Source organism: Cupriavidus sp. CuC1 (genome assembly GCF_044627735.1).
Lineage (GTDB): Bacteria > Pseudomonadota > Gammaproteobacteria > Burkholderiales > Burkholderiaceae > Cupriavidus > Cupriavidus ulmosensis.
The window spans coordinates 44,980-61,493 of the sequence record NZ_JBIUHC010000050.1 but is presented as its reverse complement, the minus strand read 5'-3'; the positions used below and the strand labels follow the sequence as shown (position 1 = coordinate 61,493).

General features: G+C 65.9%; 17 protein-coding genes. 9 read left to right on the top strand and 8 right to left on the bottom strand.

Features of this window, described 5'->3' with window-relative positions; genetic code table 11:
• Window positions 1-471: ATP-binding protein (locus tag ACGLHR_RS21765; RefSeq protein ID WP_400096308.1), on the top strand; the 471-nt coding region annotated here is incomplete at its 5' end.
• Window positions 472-540: 69 nt separating this feature from the next.
• Here the strand turns inward: ACGLHR_RS21765 and ACGLHR_RS21760 are convergent.
• Window positions 541-1,560 carry a DUF1338 domain-containing protein gene (locus ACGLHR_RS21760; protein WP_318232279.1) on the bottom strand — a complete coding sequence of 340 codons (1,020 nt, stop codon included), beginning with the start codon at window positions 1,558-1,560 and terminating at the stop codon, window positions 541-543.
• A 134-nt stretch (window positions 1,561-1,694) separates the two neighbouring features.
• Here ACGLHR_RS21760 and ACGLHR_RS21755 point away from each other — a divergent pair, with 134 nt between their 5' ends.
• On the top strand, window positions 1,695-2,594 hold the full coding sequence (locus tag ACGLHR_RS21755; RefSeq protein WP_400096307.1) for a LysR substrate-binding domain-containing protein: 900 nt from the start codon (window positions 1,695-1,697) through the stop codon (window positions 2,592-2,594).
• An 11-nt stretch (window positions 2,595-2,605) separates the two neighbouring features.
• On the opposite strand, the gene ACGLHR_RS21750 is transcribed toward ACGLHR_RS21755, so the two are convergent.
• Window positions 2,606-3,103 (bottom strand): DUF962 domain-containing protein, encoded by a 498-nt coding sequence (locus ACGLHR_RS21750; RefSeq protein ID WP_400096306.1) that lies wholly within the window; start codon window positions 3,101-3,103, stop codon window positions 2,606-2,608.
• A 206-nt stretch (window positions 3,104-3,309) separates the two neighbouring features.
• Here ACGLHR_RS21750 and ACGLHR_RS21745 point away from each other — a divergent pair, with 206 nt between their 5' ends.
• On the top strand, window positions 3,310-4,020 hold the full coding sequence (locus ACGLHR_RS21745; protein WP_400096305.1) for a Crp/Fnr family transcriptional regulator: 711 nt from the start codon (window positions 3,310-3,312) through the stop codon (window positions 4,018-4,020).
• Window positions 4,021-4,082: 62 nt separating this feature from the next.
• Window positions 4,083-4,940 (top strand): arylamine N-acetyltransferase, encoded by an 858-nt coding sequence (locus ACGLHR_RS21740; RefSeq protein ID WP_400096304.1) that lies wholly within the window; start codon window positions 4,083-4,085, stop codon window positions 4,938-4,940.
• Window positions 4,941-4,948: 8 nt separating this feature from the next.
• On the opposite strand, the gene ACGLHR_RS21735 is transcribed toward ACGLHR_RS21740, so the two are convergent.
• On the bottom strand, window positions 4,949-5,722 hold the full coding sequence (locus ACGLHR_RS21735; protein WP_400096303.1) for a TraB/GumN family protein: 774 nt from the start codon (window positions 5,720-5,722) through the stop codon (window positions 4,949-4,951).
• 342 nt (window positions 5,723-6,064) lie between these two features.
• Here ACGLHR_RS21735 and ACGLHR_RS21730 point away from each other — a divergent pair, with 342 nt between their 5' ends.
• The 3 genes from ACGLHR_RS21730 to ACGLHR_RS21720 all read left to right on the top strand — a co-directional run bounded on the left by ACGLHR_RS21730 (window position 6,065) and on the right by ACGLHR_RS21720 (window position 9,748).
• Complete coding sequence (locus tag ACGLHR_RS21730; RefSeq protein WP_400096302.1) at window positions 6,065-6,829, top strand: SDR family oxidoreductase; 765 nt, start codon at window positions 6,065-6,067, stop codon at window positions 6,827-6,829.
• A 207-nt stretch (window positions 6,830-7,036) separates the two neighbouring features.
• Window positions 7,037-8,779: a class I adenylate-forming enzyme family protein gene (locus ACGLHR_RS21725; protein ID WP_400096301.1), complete on the top strand. Its 1,743-nt coding sequence runs from the start codon at window positions 7,037-7,039 to the stop codon at window positions 8,777-8,779.
• 111 nt (window positions 8,780-8,890) lie between these two features.
• Window positions 8,891-9,748, top strand: coding sequence for a phosphatase PAP2 family protein (locus tag ACGLHR_RS21720; RefSeq protein WP_400096300.1), 858 nt, complete (start codon window positions 8,891-8,893; stop codon window positions 9,746-9,748).
• A 48-nt stretch (window positions 9,749-9,796) separates the two neighbouring features.
• Here the strand turns inward: ACGLHR_RS21720 and ACGLHR_RS21715 are convergent, their stop codons facing one another.
• From ACGLHR_RS21715 to ACGLHR_RS21700, 4 genes are all read right to left on the bottom strand, one after another.
• Window positions 9,797-10,555: an SDR family oxidoreductase gene (locus ACGLHR_RS21715; RefSeq protein WP_400096299.1), complete on the bottom strand. Its 759-nt coding sequence runs from the start codon at window positions 10,553-10,555 to the stop codon at window positions 9,797-9,799.
• Between the two features lie 60 nt (window positions 10,556-10,615).
• Window positions 10,616-11,131, bottom strand: coding sequence for a CreA family protein (locus ACGLHR_RS21710; protein WP_400096309.1), 516 nt, complete (start codon window positions 11,129-11,131; stop codon window positions 10,616-10,618).
• A 16-nt stretch (window positions 11,132-11,147) separates the two neighbouring features.
• Window positions 11,148-11,633 carry an acyl-CoA thioesterase gene (locus tag ACGLHR_RS21705; protein WP_043355051.1) on the bottom strand — a complete coding sequence of 162 codons (486 nt, stop codon included), beginning with the start codon at window positions 11,631-11,633 and terminating at the stop codon, window positions 11,148-11,150.
• 192 nt (window positions 11,634-11,825) lie between these two features.
• The gene (locus ACGLHR_RS21700; RefSeq protein WP_017226623.1) at window positions 11,826-12,107 is read right to left on the bottom strand and encodes an HU family DNA-binding protein; all 282 of its coding nucleotides are present in this window, start codon (window positions 12,105-12,107) and stop codon (window positions 11,826-11,828) included.
• A 610-nt stretch (window positions 12,108-12,717) separates the two neighbouring features.
• Here ACGLHR_RS21700 and ACGLHR_RS21695 point away from each other — a divergent pair.
• Window positions 12,718-13,920: an ammonium transporter gene (locus tag ACGLHR_RS21695; RefSeq protein WP_400096298.1), complete on the top strand. Its 1,203-nt coding sequence runs from the start codon at window positions 12,718-12,720 to the stop codon at window positions 13,918-13,920.
• A gap of 231 nt (window positions 13,921-14,151) precedes the next feature.
• A complete protein-coding gene (locus ACGLHR_RS21690) occupies window positions 14,152-14,982 on the top strand; it encodes a mechanosensitive ion channel family protein (protein WP_400096297.1) in 831 nt (276 codons plus the stop codon).
• A 67-nt stretch (window positions 14,983-15,049) separates the two neighbouring features.
• Here the strand turns inward: ACGLHR_RS21690 and ACGLHR_RS21685 are convergent, their stop codons facing one another.
• The gene (locus ACGLHR_RS21685; protein ID WP_400096296.1) at window positions 15,050-16,270 is read right to left on the bottom strand and encodes a Bcr/CflA family multidrug efflux MFS transporter; all 1,221 of its coding nucleotides are present in this window, start codon (window positions 16,268-16,270) and stop codon (window positions 15,050-15,052) included.
• Window positions 16,271-16,514 lie beyond the last annotated feature (244 nt).

Below are 16,514 nucleotides of genomic sequence, written 5' to 3'. Positions count from 1 at the left end.
CGCGCACGGGCGGCAGGGGCGGCGAGCACGCGCGGGGCGCGCATCGAAGCCGGCCCCGCGGCAGGCGAGCTGGCGCGCGCGCTGACCCGCCTGCACAGCGGGCGCGAGATCGATATCCGGGTGGAAGGCAACGGGCACTTTGCCGGCGACCGCCAGGACCTGATCGAGATCCTCGGCAACCTGCTCGACAACGCCTGCCAATGGGCTCGCTCGCGCGTTCTCGTCCAGCTCGCCGAGCGCGGCGGCATGCTTGAGGTCGTAGTGGAAGACGACGGCCCGGGCATGCAGGCCGAGGCCCGCGAGCTGGCTACCGCACGCTTTGGGCGGCTGGATGAGTCCGCTGCCGGCAGCGGACTGGGCCTGGCCATCGTCAGCGAGATGGCGGCCCTGTATGAAGGGGGACTGGAGCTCGGCAGCAGCGAGCTGGGCGGGTTGTTGGCCTGCCTGCGCTTGCCCGCTGGCCAGCCATAAGCCAAAAAAAGGCCGGACGAGCCGGCCCTTGTCCTATTGCCGCCTTGTCCTATTGCCGCCTTACCGGCTTCAGCAGGCTGCGGTCATCTTGAAGATGCCCTGCGCATTGCCGGCATCGAACGACAGGTCCAGCGTGCCGGCTGCAGCCTCCGTCGCGGGCACGAAGTCGCGCGTGATGAACTCGTAGAACGAGCCCGGCACGGTGCGCTTGACCACCACGCCGTCGGCGCCGACAAACCCGCGCTCCACCGGATCGGCCTTGAATGCCGTTTGCAGGACCCGGCCGGAGCGCGACACTTCCACCGAATCCTTGATGGGGCGGCCCAGGCTGCGCTGCGCGTCTGCCACGGCACGCACATCCGCGACGCGGTCGGTGGCGTGGTTGAAGGCATTGCCCTCGGTGGAAATCCAGGCCATCTCGGCCGATTCCTTCAGCAGCAATTCATAGTCGGCCAGCGCCGGCTCGGCATGGTGGCGGGCGAAGCAGGCCGCCAGTTGCGGCACCAGGCGCGCCGCATCGGCCATCGGCAGGCTCGCATCGCGCTCCAGCAGGGCCAGTTGCGCCACGGCCTCGTCGCCGAGCGGATCAGCGGATTCCGACACCACGCGCGACACGGCAGCCTGGAAATCGGCGCTGAAACGCTCGGGATGCAGCTCGCTCAGGAAGTACTGGGCGATGTCGTCAGGCAGGTCGGCATGCGCGTAGGAGCGCCCGGTCATGCCGATGCGCTCGAGCGGATAGGTGCCGTTGAGGCGGTAGCCCAGCGGCCCCAGGATGCGGGTGAAAGCGATCTCGCCCGAGGGCAGGCTGCCGCAATCCCACTTCACCGTGCGCAGCGCGCCGTGGTCGAACACCACTTGCCCGCCCGCCTGGATCACGTCGCGGGTATAGGCCATGCCGGTCGGCACGCGCTCGAGAATGCCGGCGAACAACACCATATTGAGCGCCTGCGCCACTTCGGCACGGCTGGCCTGTTCGCTGGTAGAAGAAAGCAGTTGCGGGGAAACATTCATCAATTGCAGCAACTCGGCTGCTTGGGTTTCGCCACAAACGGTCTCGAGGAGGCGTTGCAGATTCGGCTTCGTCATGGTCAATGCGCTGGAATGCGTTTGTTTTCGGGGGATAGCGGGGGCCGACGGCCTCCGGATGGGGCTTATTGTGCGACTGCGGCAGAGTTCGTACAATTGATAACTTCGCACCAACTTCCTTCCAAAAACGCATTATGCGCAAGGGCATTCCCAGCCTCACGGCACTGCAGATGTTCGAGGCCGCGGCGCGCCTGGGCAGCTTTACCCGCGCAGCCGACGAGCTGGCGGTGACAGAGAGCGCGGTTTGCAGGCAGATCGCGGGGCTGGAAGCACGGCTCGGCGTGCCGCTGTTTCACCGCATCCGCAAGCGCATCGTGCTGACCCCGGCCGGCGGGACCTATGCCGAAGAAGTCCGCGAACGGCTTGACCAGATCGAGCAGGTGACGCTGGATGTGATGGCCCAGCGCCCGCGCGGGCGCGCCATCGAACTGGCCATCGGGCCCACCTTTGCCAGCCAGTGGCTGATCCCGCGCCTGCCGCAGCTAGCGCGCGCCTTGCCCGATCTCACGCTGCATCTCTCGGCGCGCACCGAGGCGTTCGAGCTCAGCGATACCGCGTTCGACGCGGCCATCTACTACGGTGAAGGACTGTGGCCCGGCACGCAGGGCGAGCGGATCCTGCAGGAAGGCCCGTCGGTGCCGGTGTGCAGCCCCGCCCTGCTGGGGCGCCGCAAGCGCCTGGACCTGGATCAGTTGCTGGAATTGCCGCTGCTGCACCTGAACACGCGCTTGCGCGCCTGGAGCGACTGGCTCGCGGCCGCGGGCGCGGCGCTGCCGGCACAGGCCTTGCGCGGCCCGCGCTACGACCTCTACACCATGCTGGCGCAGGCGGCGGCCGCCGGCATCGGCGTGGCGCTGATCCCACGCATTCTGATCACCGAGGAACTGGCGCAGGGCCGGCTGGTGGTACCGCTAGCCACGCTGCCGGCACAGATCGACAATCGCAAGGCCTATTATTTCGTCCACCGGCGCGGCCTGCCGCCCGACGACAAGGTCTTGCAACTGCGCGACTGGCTGCTGGCGCACGGCGGCTAGTACGCCGGCTATCACTGCGTGTGGCCGCTGATGGCCTCGCGGGTGTCCCGCGCCAGGCCCATCGCAAAGGCCACTTCCGCGACAAGGAAAAGCGGCCCGATCAGCAGGCCGACCAGGTCATCCACAAATGCCGGCTTGCGGCCTTCGTAGTAGTGGCCGACGAACTGGATGAGCCAGCCCGCCACAAACAACCCGATGCCCCAGGCCAGCCACGCGCCGGTGGACAGCGCGGCGATGGCGCCGCCGACGTAGACGAACCCAGCCAGGATCGCCGTCATCGCCAGCCCGAACCCCGCCGACAGGCGCAGGTAGAACAGGCAGGACAGCCCATACACGACCATCGCCGGCGTCAGGTATCCCGCGCCATCGCCAAGCGGCATGGCCGGGCGGGCCAGCAACGTGGTCACAGCCAGCACAATCATGGGAATGCCGATGAAATGGCTGAACACATTGCGCGCGTCGCGGTGATAGGCTGCGTAGTTAGCCAGGTGGTCGATCAGTGTCTTCACGGGGTCTCCTGCCGGGGCGTCGTTGTGGCCGTGTTATTTGTGGCCGTGTTATTTGTGGCCGTGTTATTTGTGGCTGCGTTATTTGTGGCGGCGTATTTGTGACCACGTATTGTGGCTACGCGTTGTGGCCGTATATTAATAGGCAGGAAAAAGCCCGTCTGTCCGGTTTTTGACAGTCCGCAAGGGCATCGATCAAGGAGACCATCATGCGCCTGGCAACCCGCGACCAGCAGGAGCCGGCCCTGGACCCGTTGCACGCCGTGCGCGGCGGGAGCTGGTTTGGCGCCTTGCCGGCGGCCATGCAAGACGCCCTGCTGCGGGACGCGGCCACGCGCAAGCTGGCCCCCGGCCAGCTACTGTTTACCCGCGGCAACGCCTTCGACGGCATCTACGGCGTGATCGCCGGCACGGTGCAGATCGACACCCACAGCGAGTCCGGCAAGGCCGCTTTGCTCGGCCTGCTGGGGCCGGGGAGCTGGTTTGGCGAGATTTGCCTGTTCGACGGGCTGGAGCGCACGCACGACGCCCATGCCACCAGCGCGGCCACCGTGCTGCACCTGCAGCGCGACAAGCTCTACGCGGTGCTGTCCATACATCCCGAATGGTGGCGCGAGTTCGGCAAGCTGCTCGCCGCCAAGACCCGCGAGGCCTTCCACTACGTGGAAGAAACGCAGTTGCTGCCTCCCCTGGCGCGCACCGGGCGCCGGCTGGTGGCCATCGCGCAGGCCTACGGCGACCTGCCCGGGCTGGAGAGCCGCTCCGTGCATATCCCGCAGGAACAACTCGGGCAGATGCTCGGGCTGTCGCGCCAGACCGTCAACCAGGCCCTGCGCGAGCTCGAAGCGCGCGGGCTATTGCGGCTGCATTACGCCGACATCGAGCTGATCGACCTGCCGGCATTGCTGGCGCTCACCTGACAGCGCCGCCCTTTCCGATCCTTACAGCCTGCGCGGGCAGCACAAGCCAAACATCCTTCGCCATGACCTCACTCGACGACACCCGCCTGCACGCCTATCTCAGCCGCATCGGCCATCCGCTGCCGAGCCAGCCGGACCTCGCTACGCTCGACAGCCTGATCGCCGCGCAACTGGCGCATATTCCCTTTGAAAATGTCGACGTGTTGCTGCAGCGCCCGATCAAGATCAGCGTGGATGCGGTGTTCGACAAGCTGGTCGCCAATGCACGCGGCGGCTACTGCTTCGAGCAAAACACCCTGCTTGCCGCCGCGCTGCGCGCGCTTGGCTACGTGGTCACGCCGCTCGCCGCGCGGGTGCGCTGGAACGTGCCGGAAGACGTGCCCACCATGCAATCGCACATGCTGCTGCGCGTGGAGGCCGCGCATCACAGCTATATCGTGGACGTAGGCTTTGGCGGCCCTACCCCATATCGGGCCATGCCGCTACCGCAGGCGGAGCAAGCCGATCCGTCGTTTCCGTACCGCCTGATCAGCGTGGAGACGACAGGGGCGGCCTTTCACGTCTACGACCTGGAGGTCAAGGGCGCAAGCGCCTGGTTCAAGCTCTACCAGTTCGATCTTTCGCCCCAGCAGGCCGTCGATTTCGAGCCGCGCAACTGGTACACCTCCACCCATCCCGAAAGCCTGTTCCGCAACGCCCTGACCCTGGCGCGCTCGCAGGGCGACACCCGGCTGACGCTGGTCAACGGCGACTTTGCCGTGCGCGCGGCCGATGGCAGCGTGCAGCGCCAGCATCTGGAAACGCCGGCTGCCATCGTCGAGGCGCTGGGGGATCGCTTCGGGCTGGTGCTGGATCCCGCTGGCCAGGCGCAATTGGCGCAGATGCTGCCCGCGCTGATCGAGGCGCGTCGCAACAGCTAGCCGTTGGCTCACCAGGGTTCAGGCAGCAATTCGAAGCCGGCGGCCCCCAGCAGCGCCGGCAGCCCCGCATCCCCCACCATGTGCAGGGCACCGGCCACGATCAGGGTCGGCACCCGATCCGCGATCAGCGCCTGGATCTTTGGCATCCACTGCTGGTTGCGTGCATCGACCAGCACCGCCAGCGTGTCGGGCCATTGCGCGCGACGCTGCGCTAGCAGCGCGCCAAACGGCCCGGCCTGCCCTTGCCGCCACCAGCGCACCATATCCGCCGGCTCCGCCGCGGCCAGCTCCGGCTGCTCGGCGAAGAAAGCCAGCATCGACACCTGCTCCGCCAGCGGCACGCACTGCAACATCCGCAACGCCTCGGTGCCATCCTCCAGCGCATCCGTCGTTCGCCCGTCGACAACGGCGCGCGACCACAAAAAACGATCGACGCCATGCTGCGCCAGGATGCCGTGCCTGGCGGCCACCGCGAACTGCAGGTGCATCGCGGCGAACACGGGGCGCAGGCGCTCCAGTTCCGGGCCGGGCAGGCCGAAATCCAGCCAAAGCGCCTGCACCTGCTCGAAGGTAGCAGGCTTTAGATGGCGGCTAAGACCATCGCCGTCCGGGAAATACGCCGGCCCGAAGTCCGGCGGCTGGTCCAGCGCCACCTCGAAGACCACCCGCGCCGAAGCCCGATACGCGCGCTCCGCGGCCGGCGCCAGCGCCGGCAACGGCGCATCCAGCACGTGGATCACACCCAGCAGGTAGACCTCGGTATCCCTGATTTGCCAAAGCATGAAACGCTTACCTCGTCCTTTGTGGCCCTTTCGGCCTGTTGCGGCCTGTTCGCCGTTTGTGGGTGCGGACATCATGCCGCAGTCTTGCTGACGTCATGCACCGAATGAATTGCCAACAGAAAATTCTCTGATAAGCCGGGGCGACTGCCGATTTGCTTGTGGACTGAGCCATGCCTCCCAACCATAATGTACCGGCCGGTAGCACTGTGGTACTGACAAGCCCCTGCATGAACCGCTGTGCAGAATGCGCGCCGGGCGGTGCTGCCAGGATGCAGATTCAATAGCGCCCTTTAAAGATCATCTGGTCCCGCCCCGCGAGGACCAGGACACCAGGAGACACGCATGTCATTGTTCGACCTGACCGGCAAGGTTGCCGTCGTCACCGGCTCTTCTCGCGGCATCGGCCGCGCCATCGCCGAGCAGATGGCGGTGCAGGGAGCCAAAGTGGTGATTTCCTCGCGCAAGGCCGAGGCCTGCCAGGAAGTCGTCGATGCCATCAATGCCAAGCACGGCGCCGGCACCGCGATTGCCGTGCCCGCCAATATCTCCTCCAAGGAAGACCTGCAGCGCCTGGTCGACCAGACCAACAGCACGTTCGGCAAGATCGACGTACTGGTCTGCAACGCGGCCTCCAACCCCTACTACGGCCCGATGAGCGGCGTGACCGACGAGCAGTTCCGCAAGGTGCTGGACAACAACGTCATCTCCAACCACTGGCTGATCCAGATGGTGGCCCCGCAGATGCTTGAGCGCAAGGACGGCTCGATCATCATCGTGTCGTCCATCGGCGGCCTGCGCGGCTCGCCCACCATCGGCGTGTACAACGTGTCGAAGGCAGCCGACTTCCAACTGGCGCGCAACCTGGCGGTGGAGTTCGGCCCGAGCAACGTGCGCGTGAACTGCATCGCCCCTGGCCTGATCCGCACCGATTTCGCCAAGGCGCTGTGGGAAGATCCGGAGCGCTACAAGCTGTCGACGCAAGGCGCGCCCCTGCGCCGCATCGGCGAGCCGGTGGAGATTGCCGGCGCCGCGGTGTTCCTGGCCTCCTCGGCCAGCACCTTCATGACCGGCCAGGCCATAGTGGTGGACGGCGGCGTCACGATCTGAGCCGCGCCACACCTGCTGTTCCCGTTCCGGGCTCGCTCCCGGCCTCAGGCCCAATGCCTGAGGCCTGAGGCCTGAGGCCTGAGCCGGGGCACTTCGTGCCCGCATGCGTTGCCGCCCGCCACACCGGGCAGGCGCGGCCTGCGGGCAAGCTGCCGCGCCGGCATGCCAGAGCGTTGCCCATCCTGCCATGCAGTCAGGGAGGCACCGATGTCGAACAATCCGCAAACCGCTACGACCTGGCCGGCTATCAGCCTGGCCGAGGCCCACGCCCGCCTTACCGCGCCCGGCGCCCCTTTCGAAACTGAAACGCGCGTGATCCGGGGCATTACCACCGTCGTCTGGAAAAACGCGCCGCCCACGCTGCGCGACCTGTTCCTGCAAGCCCGCACGCTGGGCGACAAGACCTTCGTGGTCTATGAAGACGAACGTGTCTCGTACGATGCGTTCGCCCGCGCCGCGCTCACCATCGCGCATGCGCTGATCCGCGATGGCGTGAAGAAGGGCGACCGCGTGGCGCTGGCCATGCGCAACCTGCCGGAATGGCCGGCCGTCTTCTACGGCGCCTTGCTGACAGGCGCGATCGTCACGCCACTCAACGCCTGGTGGACCGGGGCAGAACTGGAGTACGGCCTGGCCGATTCCGGCAGCAAGATCGCCATCGTTGACGATGAACGCCTGGGCCGCATCATCGAGCACCTGCCAGGCTGCCCCGCGCTGGAGAAAATCTACGTCAGCCGCGCCGGTGCACCAGCCAGCGACGCACGCATCAGCGCGCTGGAGAGCCTGATCGGCACGCCCGAGCAATGGGCATCGCTGCCCGAACTGCCGGTGCCCATTGTGGCCATCGACGCCGACGACGACGCTACCATCTTCTATACGTCAGGTACCACCGGCAAGCCCAAGGGCGCCCTCGGCACCCACCGCAACGCCACCAACGTGGCCGTGGCGGGCGCGTTCAGCCCGATGCGCAATTGCCTGCGCAGCGGCGAGCCGATTCCCGCGCCCGATCCGGCCGCGCCGCAAAAGGGCATGCTGCTGTCGGTACCGTTCTTCCACGTTACCGGCTGCATGGCGGTGCTGAACGGCGCGCTTGCCAGCGGCAGCAAGATCGTGTTGATGCGCCGCTGGGACGCGGTGCGCGCCATGGGGCTGATCGAGCGCGAGCGTTGCACGGCGGCCGGCGGCGTGCCCACCATCGCCTGGCAGATCATCGAGCATCCGGAGCGCGAACGCTTCGACCTGTCCTCGCTGGAAAACGTCAACTACGGCGGTGCGCCCGCATCGGCCGAACTGGTGCGCCGCATCAAGGAAGTGTTCCCGCATTCGGCCCCCGGCATCGGCTGGGGCATGACCGAGACCTCGGCCACCTTCACCAGCCACAGCGCCGAAGAGTATGTGGAGCGCCCCGAAAGCGGCGGCCCGGCCTTGCCCATCGGCGAGATGAAAGTGGTGGACGGGCGCGGGCGCAGCTTGCCCACCGGCGAGACCGGCGAACTGATGGTGCGCGGCGCCAACGTGGTGCGCGGCTACTGGAACAAGCCGGAAGCCACCGCACAAACGTTTATCGACGGCTGGCTCAAGACCGGCGACATCGCACGGCTGGACGAGGAAGGCTTTGTCTATATTGTCGACCGCATGAAGGATATGTTGATCCGCGGCGGTGAGAACATCTACAGCATCGAGGTAGAAAGCGCGCTGTACGGCCACCCCGCGGTCATGGACGCGGCACTGGTCGGCATCCCCCACCGCACGCTGGGCGAAGAGCCCGCGGCCGTGGTCAGCCTGAAGCCAGGCGCGCAAGCCACCGAGGCAGAACTGCAGGCGTTCGTGGGCGAGCGGCTGGCGGCCTTCAAGGTGCCGGTGCGGATCGTCTTCTGCCCCGACATGCTGCCGCGCAATGCCAACGGCAAGATCCTGAAGTCGACACTGCGCAAGATGTTCGAAGCCTGAGCACGCGCGCAGGACATGGACAAGATCACCCGGGCGGCCGTGAACGGGAGCATGGCCGCCTGCTTACCGGTACCACGCCGGTCCTACGGGGACCATGGAAACGACCAACAGATGCAAGCACACTCATCCACCAAACATGTCACGCCATCCAGCAACCGGCTCGCCGGCTTGTCCATGCTGGGCGCCGCCTTGTTCCTTGCGGGCTGTGCCAGCCAGGGCCAGGGCGGCACCGCGGCTGCGGTGCCGGAGATACGGCCCGGCATTCTCGCCGGCTACCTGCCAGCGGACGCACGGCCCGATAGCCTCGCCCTGGTGCCGCCGCCGCCCGCGCCCGGCTCCGCGGCGCAAGCCCTGGACGACGAGATCGCGCGCGGCAACCAGCCCCTGCGGGACACGGCGCGCTACCGCCAGGCCACGCTCGACGCCAACCTCAAATTCCCGCAGGCCGCGGGGATTTTTTCGTGCGCGCTGGATGCGCCGATATCACAAGAGCAGACGCCCCGGCTCTACCTGTTGCTGCGCCGGACCCTGGCCGATGCGGGACTATCGACGTACGGCGTGAAAGACAAATATGCGCGCGCCCGGCCGTTCATGGTCAACCAGCAGCCGAGTTGCACGCCTGCCGAGGAAGCCATGCTTTCCAAGGATGGCTCCTACCCTTCGGGCCATAACGCCATCGGCTGGGCATGGGCGCTGATCCTGGCGGAAATCGCGCCGCAACAGTCCAATGCGATCCTGGCACGCGGGCTGGCCTATGGCCAAAGCCGGCTGGTCTGCAATGTGCACTGGCAAAGCGATGCGACGCAGGGCCGCATCATGGGCGCAGCTACCGTGGCGCGCCTGCAAGCCGACCCCACCTTCCGTGCGGATCTTGCGGCAGCCAAGGCGGAGGTTGCGCAAGTCCGCGCCAAGGGCCTGAAGCCGACCGGCGACTGCCGGGCCGAAAGCGAGGCGCTGGCGGTCAAATAGCGGGAGCCGCCTGGCCGCCGCGAGGCCGGCCAGGCGGTTGCGCCATGTTCAGCCGCGCCCGACGAAGGGCATCTTGGTGGCCATCACGGTCATGAACTGCACATTCGCATCCAGCGGCAGGTTGGCCATGTGAACCACCGAGCTGGCCACATGCGCCACGTCCATCAGCGGCTCGGGCGCGATCTCGCCGTTGGCTTGCGGCACGCCGCGCGCCATGCGCGAGGCCATGTCGGTGGCGGCGTTGCCGATATCGATCTGCCCGCAAGCGATGTCAAAGGCGCGGCCATCCAGCGAGAGGCTCTTGGTCAGCCCGGTAATGGCGTGCTTGGTGGCCGTGTACGGCACCGTGTTGGGACGCGGCGCGTGCGCCGAGATCGAGCCGTTGTTGATGATGCGGCCTCCACGCGGGCTCTGCGACTTCATCAGCGCAAAGGCGGCACGCGAGCACAGGAACACCCCGGTCAGGTTGGTGTCCAGCACCGCCTTCCATTGCGCAACAGACAGTTCATCGATCGACACCGCCGGCGCATTGATGCCGGCGTTGTTGAACAGCACGTCGAGCCGGCCGAAATGGTCGCGGATCTGGGCGAAGAGCCGCTCCACCGAAGCCGGGTCGCTGACGTCGCACTGCACGGCGAGCGCCGTATGGCCCTCGGCCTTGGCTTGCGCGACCAGCACCTCGAGCGGCTCGGCGGTACGCCCGGCAAACACCACCCGGTAGCCTGCCACGAGCAGCGCCTGCGCCACCGCCTTGCCGATACCGCGGGCCGCGCCCGTCACCAGCGCAACCTTGCCTTGCTCACTCATGCTGTCTTCTCCGGATTGGAATGATGGATTTGTCGTGGCGTTATATCTGGATACGGATGCCTACTTGACCGGAATCGGCGTGTCCGCCGCCACCGGCACGGCTGTCACGCTATTCTGCGGGCTGCCGGAAACGATGCGGTCCGAGTAGGTCAGGTAGACCAGGGTATTGCGCTTGCGGTCGACCGCGCGCACCACGTGCAAGGTCTTGAACAGGATCGACATGCGTTCGGAAAACACATTGTCCTGCTGGCGCAGCGGCCCCTTGAACGTGATCGGCCCGACCTGGCGGCAGGCGATGGAGCTTTCCGGCGGGTCTTCGGCCATGCCCAGCGAGCCCTTGATGCCGCCGGTGCGGGCACGCGACACGTAACAGGTCACGCCCTCGACCAGCGGGTCGTCATAGGCTTCGATCACCACCTTGTCGGAGCCGGTCATGCGGAAATTGGTGCTCACGCTGCCGATTTCCTCAGCATGCGCGGCCGGCGCCAGCAGCGCCAGCGCCGCCAGCAGGCCACTCAGGCCCGCCAGGGGCCACAGCGGCCTACGGGAAACGCGATGGGTGTGCCCGGATTGCATGGCCATGCTGCCCACCTCAGGACACCGTGCCGGTGATTTCATCGTGCCGTTTTTCCATTTCCTGGCGCAACTGGCGGCGCAGCTGGGCCGCGGCAAAGCGCTGGCGCTCGACTTCGTCGCGGGGCACCAGCGGCGGCACTTCGGCGGGAGCGCCATTGTCGTCCACCGCCACCATGGTGAAGTAGCAGCTGTTGGTATGGCGAACCAGCTTGCTGCGGATGTTCTCCGTGATCACCTTGATGCCGATCTCCATGGAACTGCGGCCGGTAAAGTTGACTGCCGCCAGGAACGTCACCAGTTCACCCACGTGGATGGGCTGGCGAAACACGACCTGGTCGACCGACAGCGTGACCACATAGCGCCCGGCATAGCGGCTGGCACAGGCGTAGGCCACCATGTCGAGGTACTTGAGGATGGTGCCGCCGTGGACATTGCCGGAGAAATTAGCCATGTCCGGCGTCATCAGCACGGTCATGGAAAGCTGGTGGGACAGGTCATTCATGATGAGAATCCGGAATATGGAAGCGGCCGGGCCGACCCGCGGTGCGGGTCGAAAGGCTGGCGCCGACGATCGGCAGTTTAACCCGGAACGATCGCCCTGCCTTGCCCCCGAGAAGGTCGAAAAGCACCCCGGCACCAATAAAAAAACGGCCCAACGGGCCGCCTTCTTGTTTGCGCCTGGGGCGCGGACTACTTATTTCTTCTTGTTCACAGCGTCCTTGAACCCTTGGCCGGCAGAGAACTTGACCGTCTTGGCGGCCGGAATCTTGATGGTCTCGCCAGTACGCGGATTGCGTCCGGTACGCGCAGCACGCTTGCCGGAGCTGAAGCTGCCGAAGCCCACCAGCGTTACCGAATCACCCTTGGCAACCGCCTTCTTAATGTTGTCCAGAGCGGCATTCAGCGCGCGCTCCGCTGCAGCATTGCTCAGTTCCGCGTCAGCGGCGATGGCAGATACCAGTTCACCTTTATTCATGGCTGATTTCCCTTGTTGGTCGTCTTGATCGGAGTGTCTGCCACGCGGCAAATTACCGATCGGCGCAGTCTAATCCGCGCTTTACGCATTGGGCAATCCCCAGTGGCACCAATGCAACGAAAAAAGCCGCAAATCCTTGAGTCAAGCGCCTTTGCGGGGAATTTACCCCTCCTTTTCCGTGCTTTCAAATGCGGTCATCAAGGGTAATGGTCATTCGAATGCGCGTACGGGATGCAATGCGCCGCTTGAACAAGGCCAGGCCATTCCTGCGCGCACCGTGCCGCCCTGGAGAGCACCTTACCGGCCAGATGGGCGGCATGCAGATGGCTGCGGACGGCCCTGACACGAAGAACCATTATGGTGCATTAGCCGACAGGCGCGCGCCCCAAAACGAAGCATTGCATCATTTTGGCGCAAGCCTCACGCACCTGGCATCCCCATCGCATGACGGATCGCTTCCCGGATCCTGCTTCGCAATCCGCACCGCGTCCCATCGAGCGCGACAATCCGGTGCAAAACCCACCAACACGGTGCAGAATCCTGGCCGCCACGCCCCAGACTGGTACGCTTTTTGCATCCGTGTGCTCCCATTTTGCGCATTGAGGATTGTATGGACAAATGGAAGAGCGGCACCGATGCCCTGTTCATCTTGCTAGGGGCGATCATGGTGCTCGCCATGCACGCGGGCTTTGCGTTCCTGGAGCTGGGCACGGTGCGCAAGAAGAACCAGGTCAATGCACTGGTCAAGATATTGGTGGATTTTGCCGTTTCCACGATCGCCTATTTCTTTATTGGCTACACCGTGGCCTATGGGGTCGAGTTCTTCACCAGCGCCCACGCGCTGGCGGAGAGGAGCGGCTATGAGCTGGTGAAGTTCTTTTTCCTGGCCACGTTCGCCGCCGCCATACCGGCGATTATTTCTGGCGGGATTGCGGAGCGCTCGCGCTTCAATCCGCAGTTGGTGGCAACCTTCGTGCTGGTTGGCCTGGTCTACCCCTTCTTCGAGGGCATCGCCTGGAACAACCGCTTCGGGGTGCAGGACTGGATCGCCTCGGTCGCGGGCGCGCCATTCCACGACTTCGCCGGCTCCGTCGTGGTCCACGCCATGGGCGGTTGGATCGCGCTTCCCGCCATCCTGCTGCTGGGCGCGCGCCGCGGCCGCTACCAGAAAGACGGCCGCATCAGCGCGCACCCGCCCTCTAACATCCCGTTCCTGGCGCTGGGCGCATGGGTGCTGGCGGTAGGCTGGTTCGGCTTCAATGTCATGAGCGCGCAAACCGTCGACAAGATCAGCGGGCTGGTGGCCATCAACTCCCTGATGGCCATGGCCGGCGGCACCCTGGCGGCCTGGGCAGCCGGCCGCAACGATCCGGGCTTTGCCTACAATGGCCCGCTGGCCGGGTTGGTGGCGGTCTGCGCGGGTTCGGACCTGATGCATCCGCTAGGCGCACTGCTGACCGGCGCGATCGCAGGCGGGCTCTTCGTCTACCTGTTTACGCTGGCCCAGAACAAATGGCATATCGATGACGTGCTGGGCGTCTGGCCGCTGCACGGGCTGTGCGGCGCATGGGGCGGCATTGCCGCCGGCATCTTCGGCACCCAGGCGCTCGGCGGCATCGGCGGTATTTCGCTGGGCGCTCAGCTCATCGGCACCCTGCTCGGCATCGTGATCGCCCTGGTGGGTGGCACCGTGGTGTACGGCACGCTCAAGAAGGTGGTTGGCATCCGGCTTGACGCTGAATCGGAATACAACGGCGCGGACCTGTCGCTGCATCGCATCTCGGCCACGCCGGAACGCGAAACCAACTGGTAAGGCCTGGCGCGCAGGGCAATGGCGCCCTTGCGCCCCCCATTGCCCCACCTCCCGCCGCATGGCCGCAAGTGGCGCGCTGCGCCCTTCGCGGCCATTTTGTGCTTGAACTTCCGCTCGCTGCGTAGCAATAATGCGTTGCCCGCCTTCGCGCCCCGCCCCCGACGCGCCCGGGCATCCGCTGCATGTTGTTACTTGCCTGTGTACCTGCCGAGCCAGCAAGGGAGAAACGCGATGGATGCTACAACGCTGCAGAAGTACCAGGATGTTGTCGTCGCCTATGCAACGGAAGTCGGGTTCAAAGTCATCGCCGCCCTCGTCTTCTGGGTGGTTGGCCGGTGGCTGATCCACGTCGTGGTGCGGATGGTGCAGGGGTCCCTGACCAAGCAGAAGGTCGACCCGACCTTGCTGCGCTATGTCGGCTCCATCGTCACGGTGACCCTGAATATCGTGCTGGTGATCGGCATCTTGGGTTACTTCGGCATCCAGACCACCAGCTTTGCCGCGCTGATCGCGGCGGCCGGCATCGCCATCGGCATGGCGTGGTCGGGGCTGATGTCCAACTTCGCGGCAGGCGCTTTCCTGGTGGTGCTGCGGCCCTTCAAGGTCGGGGATTTCGTCACCATAGGCGGGGTGACCGGCACCGTCAGGGAGATCGGCCTGTTTGCCACCACGCTCGACGCGCCAGACAACGTCCTGACCGTGGTCGGCAACAACAAGGTCTTTGCGGACACAATCCAGAACTTCAGCGCCAACCCGTACCGCCGGGTCGAGCTCAAGGCCCAACTGGCCGGCAGCACCGACGTGGCCGCGGCCGTCATCCTGCTCAAGGAGAGGCTGGCCACGCTGCCCAACGTCCTGGCCGAGCCGCCGCCCGACGTGGAGATTATCGAGTTCACCCTGGTGGGGCCGGTGCTCGCGGTACGTCCGTACTGCCATACCGACCATTACTGGCAGGTGTATTTCGACAGCAACCGCGTGATCCGCGATAGTTTTGGCGAGGCCGGCTTTGCCGCCCCAATGCCAGCCCAACTGGTGGTGCTGCAAAACAGCGCGGCCGCTTAGCCGTGTATCGATGGGAGCGTGCAGCCACGCTGAGCCTGGCCGCCCTGCTACGCCAGAGGAGCCCGCATCATTCGGCGCTTTGGACCGTCGCGCCTGAACGGCCAAAGGCTCGCATCAGCACGGCGCCGGTACCGCAAACGCCCATGACCACCGCCAGCGGCAGCGCGCTGCCGTCCCGCCAGAAGCTGACGGCGGCGCCGGCCAAGGTACCCAGGGAGAATTGCAGCGTCCCCATCAGTGCCGAAGCGGTGCCGGCACGATGGCCTTGCTGGGCCATGGCCAATGCCGAGGCGTTCGGCAGGATGCAGCCGAGGCTGGCGATAAACACAAAGAAGCCCGCCAGCAGCACCGGCAGCGGCGCCAGGCCGGCCAGCACAGCCGCGGCCAGGACGAGGCCGGCCAGGCACGGCGCAAGCAGCGCGCCGCGCAGCACGTGGTCGAGCGTGCGGTTGCGCACCAGGCGCGCGTTGAGCTGCGACATGCCGATCAGGCCCAATGCGTTGGCGCCGAACACGAAGCCGTAATGGGAGGGATCGATGCCATGCAACTCGATCAGCACGAACGGCGAGCCCGCAATGTATGCAAACATTCCCGCCTGCGCGCAGCCGGCCGACAGCGAATAGCCGACGAAACCCCGATCTCGCAGCAACTCGCCGTAGTTGGAGAGCACGCGGCCCAGGCGCAATGGCATGGCGCTGGCGTGATCGAGCGATTCCTCCATGTACCGGTGGACCACCCACAGGATCAGCAGGCTGCTGCCGCACAGCAGCCAGAAGATGGCACGCCAGCCGAAAGCTGCAAGCACGGCCCCCCCGATGATGGGCGCCAGGATCGGCGCCAGCCCCATCACCAGCATCAGCGAGGAGAAGGCACGCGCGGATTCATGGGCTTCCAGCCGGTCGCGAATGACGGCACGCGCCATCACCATGCCAGCGCAGCCGCCCAGGGCCTGCAGGAAGCGCCACAGCATCAGCGCCTCGACGTCGTGCGCGAGCGCGCATCCGGCCGCGGCCAGCGCATAGGCTACCAGGCCGACGTAGAGCGGCGGCTTGCGGCCATAGCGATCGCTGATCGGACCATAGAATGCCTGCCCCACCGCCAACCCGACCAGGAAGGTCCCCAGCGTGAGCTGCACGCGGCCGATATCGACCCCGAGATCCCCAGCCAGCGCGGGGAAACTCGGCAGGTACATGTCAATGGAAAGCGGCGCCAGTGCGGTAAGCGAAGCGCATACCAGGAGCCAAAGCGGAAAGCGCCCGGATTGCGGGGCGCGGGTGGAGCGGGTCATCGAAACATCCTGAGGAGCAACCAGGCGGCCGGCACGGCCACCAGCGCCCAATCACGTCAAATCGGCTAACGGCGTAGCGGCGCGGGAGCGGCTAAAGACGTAATTGTTGCATAGCGTAACAAGCCGCGCACTCGGCACGCCGCGCGGCGATGATGCAGGCGCGCGTCCGACCGGGTGCGCGCAACTGTGATGACAGGCCTGGCGATGCCGCGGCATCGCGGCGATTTCGGGCCTCGCTTCGCCG